7 protein-coding genes are annotated in these 6,915 nt (G+C 60.1%); 3 read left to right on the top strand and 4 right to left on the bottom strand.

Features of this window, described 5'->3' with window-relative positions; translation table 11 throughout:
- Positions 1–61: 61 nt before the first annotated feature.
- Together ACFFT4_RS00035 and ACFFT4_RS00030 are read right to left on the bottom strand one after the other, a co-directional pair.
- Positions 62–421, bottom strand: coding sequence for an O-methyltransferase (locus ACFFT4_RS00035; protein WP_378044041.1), 360 nt, complete (start codon positions 419–421; stop codon positions 62–64).
- Positions 422–709: 288 nt separating this feature from the next.
- Positions 710–2,491 carry a M3 family oligoendopeptidase gene (locus ACFFT4_RS00030; protein WP_378044040.1) on the bottom strand — a complete coding sequence of 594 codons (1,782 nt, stop codon included), beginning with the start codon at positions 2,489–2,491 and terminating at the stop codon, positions 710–712.
- Positions 2,492–2,577: 86 nt separating this feature from the next.
- On the opposite strand from ACFFT4_RS00030, the gene ACFFT4_RS00025 reads away from it, so the two are divergent.
- Positions 2,578–2,811 (top strand): hypothetical protein, encoded by a 234-nt coding sequence (locus tag ACFFT4_RS00025; RefSeq protein WP_378044039.1) that lies wholly within the window; start codon positions 2,578–2,580, stop codon positions 2,809–2,811.
- Positions 2,812–2,820: 9 nt separating this feature from the next.
- Here the strand turns inward: ACFFT4_RS00025 and ACFFT4_RS00020 are convergent, their stop codons facing one another.
- Together ACFFT4_RS00020 and ACFFT4_RS00015 are read right to left on the bottom strand one after the other, a co-directional pair.
- Positions 2,821–3,522 (bottom strand): DUF2225 domain-containing protein, encoded by a 702-nt coding sequence (locus ACFFT4_RS00020; RefSeq protein ID WP_378044037.1) that lies wholly within the window; start codon positions 3,520–3,522, stop codon positions 2,821–2,823.
- Between the two features lie 11 nt (positions 3,523–3,533).
- A complete protein-coding gene (locus ACFFT4_RS00015; RefSeq protein WP_378044036.1) occupies positions 3,534–3,929 on the bottom strand; it encodes a globin domain-containing protein in 396 nt (131 codons plus the stop codon).
- A gap of 482 nt (positions 3,930–4,411) precedes the next feature.
- On the opposite strand from ACFFT4_RS00015, the gene ACFFT4_RS00010 reads away from it, so the two are divergent.
- Positions 4,412–5,728, top strand: a complete 1,317-nt coding sequence (locus ACFFT4_RS00010) for a nucleoside recognition domain-containing protein (RefSeq protein WP_378044034.1) — start codon at positions 4,412–4,414, stop codon at positions 5,726–5,728.
- A gap of 102 nt (positions 5,729–5,830) precedes the next feature.
- A complete protein-coding gene (locus tag ACFFT4_RS00005) occupies positions 5,831–6,625 on the top strand; it encodes an NAD kinase (RefSeq protein WP_378044032.1) in 795 nt (264 codons plus the stop codon).
- Positions 6,626–6,915 lie beyond the last annotated feature (290 nt).

Here is a 6,915-nt window from a genome sequence, read left to right as displayed (position 1 = left end):
TGGGAATATAATCCATGTGGGCAAATTGTGGACAAGAGAGGTGTAGAGGGGTAATGAGGCCTTATATATCAAGGGCTATCAGTTCCATATTGTAATTCGACTCAAATTGTACGCTGACGAGTATCCGCCCCTGCTTCAGCAAGAAATCGTAGCAGATTTCTCCGTGCGTCCACCCGCTCTTGTGCTTTAAAGCCTCGATCGCCAATTGCCGCAGTTCAAGCACTTGCTCCGCCGTCATTCCGGCAGAGACGGGAGCGCGATCGGCGCAGTCGACGGGAAGATGACGAATCCCGAAACGGCCGATCGAATCGTCCCGAATCTGGAGCACGATCGTTCCGGCGGACATTCCCTTCAGTTCTCCTCCGAGCTTCTCCAGAGCCAAGTCGACCTGCCGGGCTAATGAAAGTTGGTTAGACGACATTATTCTCCTCCTTTGTACTTAGTTTCTCTAATACTTCCGACAAACCCAAACTATTCCATATGAGACTTCGGACTCAGTATAATTGAATTTTTTGAATATTTCAATGATTTTGTCTGAATTTAGGGGATTTTGTATGAAAAAAAGACCGCCCCACAGACCAACCCCGTTTCTTTAAAAGAGAATCGATGATTTCAGGAGCCGTATGCGGCAATCTTCAGGGAGGTACATCCCCGTCTTTTCTATCGACTTCTCCGCTTGCGGGGCAGCCCCTTTGAATTCGAAAATACGTTAAGCCCGGCACAGCGCGGCGAACGCATCCACGTCGGCAATCGCCCTGGCTACCGCATCGTTCCAGAAGCCCGGCTCGTCGAGCCGGACGCCCAGATGCCGGGAAGCCAGCTCTTCGACGGTCATGACGGCGGTATCGCGCAGCAGATCGTCGTAACGTTCCGCGAACGCGGCGCCTTCCCGTTCCGCCACGGCCGCAAGCCCGGTGCTGAACAAATAGCCGAAGGTGTACGGGAAGTTGTAGAACGGCACGTCGGTCAAATAAAAGTGCAGCTTGGACGCCCAGAAATGCGGATGCCAGCTTCCCAGCGCGTCGCCGTACGCTTCCTTCTGCGCTTCCACCATCAGCTCGCTCAGCTCGCCTGCCTCAAGCATCCCCGCGGCGCGGCGGGCATAGAAACGCGTCTCGAACAGGAAGCGCGCGCGGATATTCATGCAGAAGGCGACGGCCCGCTGCAGCCGTTCGTCCAGCAGGGCGAGCTTCTCCTCGTCGCTCCCGGCCCTGCGCAGCAGCGCGTCGCTGACGATGGCCTCCGCGAACGTCGAGGCGGTCTCCGCCACGTTCATCGCGTATTCCTGCGCGAGCGGCGGCAGCTCCTGAACGAGCCGGGCGTGGTACGCGTGGCCCAGCTCGTGCGCCAGCGTCGAGACGTTGCCGGGCGTTCCGGAATAAGTCATGAAAATTCGGCTCTGCCGGCCCAGCGGAAAGCTTGTGCAGAACCCTCCGGGCCGCTTGCCGGGACGGTCTTCCGCTTCGATCCAGCGGTCGGCGAAAGCCGTCTTCGCCAGCTCCGCCAGCCGCGGCGAGAACTGGGAGAACGCGTCCGCAATAAGCGAGGCCGCTTCGTCGTACGGGATATGGGACTGGGCGGAAGCAATCGGGGCGTCCACGTCGTGCCAGCTCGGCTTGTCTTTGCCCAGCAGGCGAGCTTTAAGCCCCAGATAGCGCTTCAGGGGCTCGACGCTCCGCTCGACCGCCGTCCACATCGCCTCCAGCGTCCGCCTGCTCATCCGGTTGATCGCAAGCGGCTCCTTCAGCGGATCGTTCCAGCCGCGAAGCCCGTACAGCTTGAGACGGAAGCCGGCGATCCGGTTCAGCGCGTCCGCCCCCAGATCCGCCTGGGCGCTCCAGGCCTCTTCCCACTTGCCGGCCATCGCGTCCCGCACCGCCGGGTCCGGATCGTCCAGCTTGTTGGCCGCTTGGCCCGCGGAGAGAGCGGCGGTCTTCCCGTCCTCCTCCCAGGGAATCGCGATTCTCCCGACGATCGTATTATAATGCTCGCCCCAACCGTGGTAGCCGTCCACGGCGAGCTCGCCCGCAACCGCCTCCAGTGCCGGCGGCAGCTTCTCCTTGGCGAAATCGCGCTTCTCGTCGAGCGGGAACCGCACGGCCGCCAATTCCGGACGGGCCGCCGTCCACTGCCGCCAGCTTGCGTCCGGCACCTGCGCCAGCTTGGCGTCGAACAGGTCGGACGCCTGCTTATAGCGGGCCGCCAGAGTCTGGATTCGCTCCGTCCAGCCGACCGCGCGCCTGTCGCTTAAGCTCTGCGCCGTCAAACAAGAGACGAAGGAGTCGGCTTCCCGCAGACGGGCCAGCGTTTCCTGAAGCTTGCCCGTCCATTCCGCAAGCCGCCGTTCGTCGGGAACGGACTCGCCGCCATCCCGAAGCTCCTGCAGCAGCGCGGCGCATCCGGCTTCGGCTTGTTCCGCGAAAGCCGCGAAATCTCGCGAAGAAGAGCCGCCCGGGAAGAGCGTCTCCAAATTCCATATCGGTATCGTCATTTTTTTCACTGCTCCGATCTTTATTGCGTTCGGTCGTCGTCGTGCGGTATCTTTAATTTATCCTACAGGCAAGGAGAGACTTTGTTTTGATTCCTTTAAGCAACAGTTTGCCCTACGACGTGCTCATGCAGGACGTCATTGCGCAGGAGTGCCCGTTCTGCGGAAGCTCCAACGTCCTTCTCCCGCTGACTCCCGAAGAGGTGCTGGATATGTACGGCGGCGCCCGCAAGAGAACGATCGTGTTTCCTTGCTGCCGCGGAACCTTGCGCATCATCGACGCGGACCGGGACTACCTGCTCGCCAACCGGGCCATTCGCTGATCGCCCGGCTTACGCCTTGTTTTCCAGCATTTCCTCCGGAAGCTCGAGCCCTTGACCCGTCATATCCTCGCGAATGTGCTGCCACTGCTCGCGGGAGGCGCGGATCATCGCGCCGTCGAGGATCTTTTTATCGTGGATCACCCTTCCGAACCAGCGGACGGCTTCATGATAGTTGCCCAGCCGCTTGTTCAGCTCGCCGATCAAATACATCAGCCTGGCGCTGCTGATCGAGGCGCTCTCCGTCTCGTACACCCGAATGTAAGCGTCCAGGGCGAATTGCAGAAACCGGTCCTCCTGCTCCTTCTTCCCTTCGTAACGATACAGCCAGGCGATATGATGCAGCAAAGCCGCGACCACGCGATCCTTCTCGCCGATCGATTGCGCCGTCAGCAAGCTGAGCTTGTAGCACTCCATCGCGTCCTGCGCGCCGCGCTCCCCTCCGTAGTCCCGGCGTTTCCAGTGGCTGCCCACCTTGTCGTAATAGGCCGACTTCTGCTTCTCGTTGATTCTTTCGGTAAAATTTTCCGTCGAAGCGAAGCCGCAGTACGGACAGACTCTGACGACGTAATAATCCGGGTTTACCGTTTTGAAGTAGGAGCAAAAATCGGTATCCGTCTTCACCGCTTTCTTCAAGCTCGGCCGGACCCTGGACGTTTGGAAGCTTTGTTCGCAGCAGATGCATGTGACTTTAATCTGGAAGAGCGGTTCCATAATGAGCCCCCTTATCGATGTGCCGAATCGGAATCCGTATTGATAAAATGATGCGCCGGACCCGATAACCGCTCGATGGTCAGCTTCTGCAGCGGCTCGGGAATCGACGTCTCGGACAACGCTTCGGCCATGCAGCCAAGCCAGGCTTCGGCGCGTTCGGGAGTAATCGGAAACGGCAAATGACGGGCTCTCATCATCGGATGCCCGTATTCGTCGGAATACAGCGGCGGGCCGCCCAAAAACTGCGTCAAAAACAAATATTGCTTCTCCATAACGGGAGTTATATCTTCCGGAAACAAGGGAGCGAGCAGCGGGTGCGCCTGAACCTTCGGATAAAACCGGCTCACAATGTCGCGAATGGTATCCGCCCCTCCGATCGCTTCGTAAATCGTCGCATAACTGGACAAGTTGCGCCTCCTGAATGACATCATGGACATCCGAATGCCCGAGATGAATTGGAATGGGTCTAACAGCCGATGTCTCGACACCCGATTCCCCTCCATTATACCATAAGCCGGTCCCCCCGCCCTGCGGCAAAAATAAAAATCGCCCTTGCGGGCGATGATGGGAACCGGCAGGTCGCCGATCGGGCTTACGGACTTTATATTTCCTCTTCCGCAGGGGCGAGAGACTCGCGGATCACATACACGAAAGCGCATACAATCAAACCTGCAACAACTGCCGCCATACTCATCACTCCAGCTCCGATGAATTTGTGGTGCGCGACTAGACCCTAGAGTCTAGTTTCATTGTAGCATACGCGCGTCATTTTTTGCACTATTTTTTGCAAACGGTTTCAGCCGAAAAACGGCGAGCCGATTGGCCCAATCGGCAAGATTGTCCGCAAGCGAACATATATTGGGACAAGGCACGTCAAGGAAAGGGAGGAATGACCGTGGTTCCATCGGGGGCGAATCCGGAAAAAGCGGGCCGGCGCCTGGCCTTGGCCGGCGCGTTGTCCATCGGGGGGGCGGCGCTGCTGATCGGCTGCCTGGCTCTGGGAGACGGCTCGGCGGCGCTGAACGCATCGCTAAGGGGCGTGTCCGTCTGGTGGGAGGTGCTGTTCCCGGCGCTGTTCCCTTTTTTTGTTCTGTCCGAGCTGCTGCTCGGCTTCGGAATCGTTCATTTTATGGGAACTCTGCTGGACCCTTTCATGCGCCCGCTGTTTCGTCTCCCCGGCGCGGGCGGCTTTATCGTCTCGATGGGCTTCGTATCCGGCTATCCGGTCGGCGCCCGGCTGACCTCCCGCCTGGTCGAGCAGAAGCTGGTTACGAGAGACGAAGGCGAGCGGCTGGTCGCGATGACGACGACGTCCGACCCGATCTTCCTGATCGGCGCCGTCTGCGTCGGCTTTTTCGGCAGCCTGCATGCCGCGCCCGTGCTTGCGGCCGCCCATTACAGCGGAGCGCTGCTGCTCGGCTTCGCTTCCCGCTTCGGCAAGCGCCGCGATAACCCGGCCGTCGCCCCCGCCGAGAAAGGGACGGCGCGAAGCAGCCGCTGGCGCTCCGCGCTCGCCGCCATGCATCGGGCGCGGATGGAGGACGGCCGCCCGTTCGGCGTCCAGCTGCAGCAGGCGCTGCAATCGTCCCTTGGGCTGATGATGATCGTCGGCGGGTTGGTCGTGTTCTTCTCCGCCGCCCTGGATTTGCTCACGAACGGAGGTTTGCTCGTCCCCTTGCGCTCTGTCGCCGCGCAGCTGCTGTCCTGGTTCGGCTTGCCCCCGCAGCTGTCGGAAGCCTACATGCACGGAGCCTTCGAGGTGACGCTTGGCGCCAAAGCCTCCGCGGCGGATACCGCCATCCCTCTCGTCGATCGCGTCGCCGTCGCCGCTTTTGTGCTCTCCTGGGCGGGCTTGTCGGTCCACGCCCAGGTGGCCGGGCTGATGAGCGGCGCCGGCTGGCGATACCTTCCGTTCGCCCGGACCCGGTTTCTGCACGGCTTGCTCGCCATGGCGCTGGTGTACGCTTTCTGGCCCTGGCTGTACCGGGGGGAAGCCGCGGCGGGGTTCGCGCAATGGCCTTCGCTCCTCCCGGCCTGGACGAACGCCGCTCCGGAAACCTTCGGCATCCGGCTCGGATGGGAAGCCGCGCTTATCTGGCTTCCGCTGCTGTTTGTGGCGGCGCTCGTCTCGCTCGTCGTCCTGGGAACGGCCGCGATCGGCGCGCGCCGCGCCTGGTCCCGATTCGCCGCTCCGCGCCCCCGATGATTGAATTCGGTCAAGTTATTGGGTATGATCAAGACAACGATCCCTTTCGAGAATCGAAGCGGCATCGAGATCAGGGTCCATTCGGAAGGAGCGGCCGACGTTTTGAAATATGTATTGCTTGACCGGGGAGATCGGTTATCCCGGGAATTATCCGAACAATTCCAGGCCGAGGCGAAAGCCCGGGGATTAATCTACGACGAGGCAGCGCCCGAGACCGTCGTCTCGATCGGCGGCGACGGCACGATGCTGCAGGCGTTCCACCGCTACAAGGACCGGCTGGACAGCGTCGCCTTTATCGGGATTCATACCGGCCATCTGGGCTTTTACGCCGATTGGCAGAAAGACGAGCTCGTCGATCTGCTCGACCTGATGACGTCTTCCGAGCCGCGCAATATTCATTATCCGCTGCTGCATGTCGAGATCGATACGGAGGCGGGCAAGGAGACGCACCTTGTGCTTAACGAATTTACGCTGAAAAGCGCCGACGGGACGCTTGTGTCGGCGATTCATATTAACGACGAGCCGTTCGAAATGTTCCGCGGCGACGGCATCGTCATCTCTACCCCAACGGGCAGCACCGGCTATAACAAAAGCTTGGGCGGCGCCGTCATCCATCCGTCGCTGGAGGCGCTGCAGATCGCCGAGATCGCCTCGATCAACAATCGCGTGTATCGAACGCTCGGCTCTTCGGTCATTCTGCCCAAGCATCACCACTGCGACATCGTTCCCCCCGATCCCGGGGAAGAGCTGATGATCGGCGTCGACCATATTCTGATGGTCAAATCCGGCGTCCGTTCGATCACCTGCAGAGTGGCGGAAAATAAAGTTACGTTCGCCCGCTATCGTCCCTTCACGTTCTGGAATCGCGTCCGCGAAGCGTTTATCGGCTCGGTCTAGCCGCCCACAGCCAGCCTTGGCGGATTCGCCGGAATAACGATCTGCCGGACCGCTAACTGGCCCATCTGCGGCGCATTCGCCGAATAACGACCTGCCGGACCGTTAACTGGCCCATCAGCGGCGGAATCGCCGGTGTAACGGTCTGTCGGACCGCTAACTGGCACATCAGCGGTGGAATCGCCGGAATAAACATTCCTGTAGAGTCTAAGATTTACGCTTGGACAAAGCAAAAAGCACCTCGTATGATGGGGGTTGAACGGATCAATGTCCTAAACCCATCAGGAGGCGCT

It is taken from the genome of Cohnella cellulosilytica (genome assembly GCF_042431195.1).
Lineage (GTDB): Bacteria > Bacillota > Bacilli > Paenibacillales > Paenibacillaceae > Cohnella > Cohnella cellulosilytica.
The sequence above is the reverse complement of the archived record's forward strand: the minus strand, read 5'-3'. Positions and strand labels throughout refer to the sequence as shown.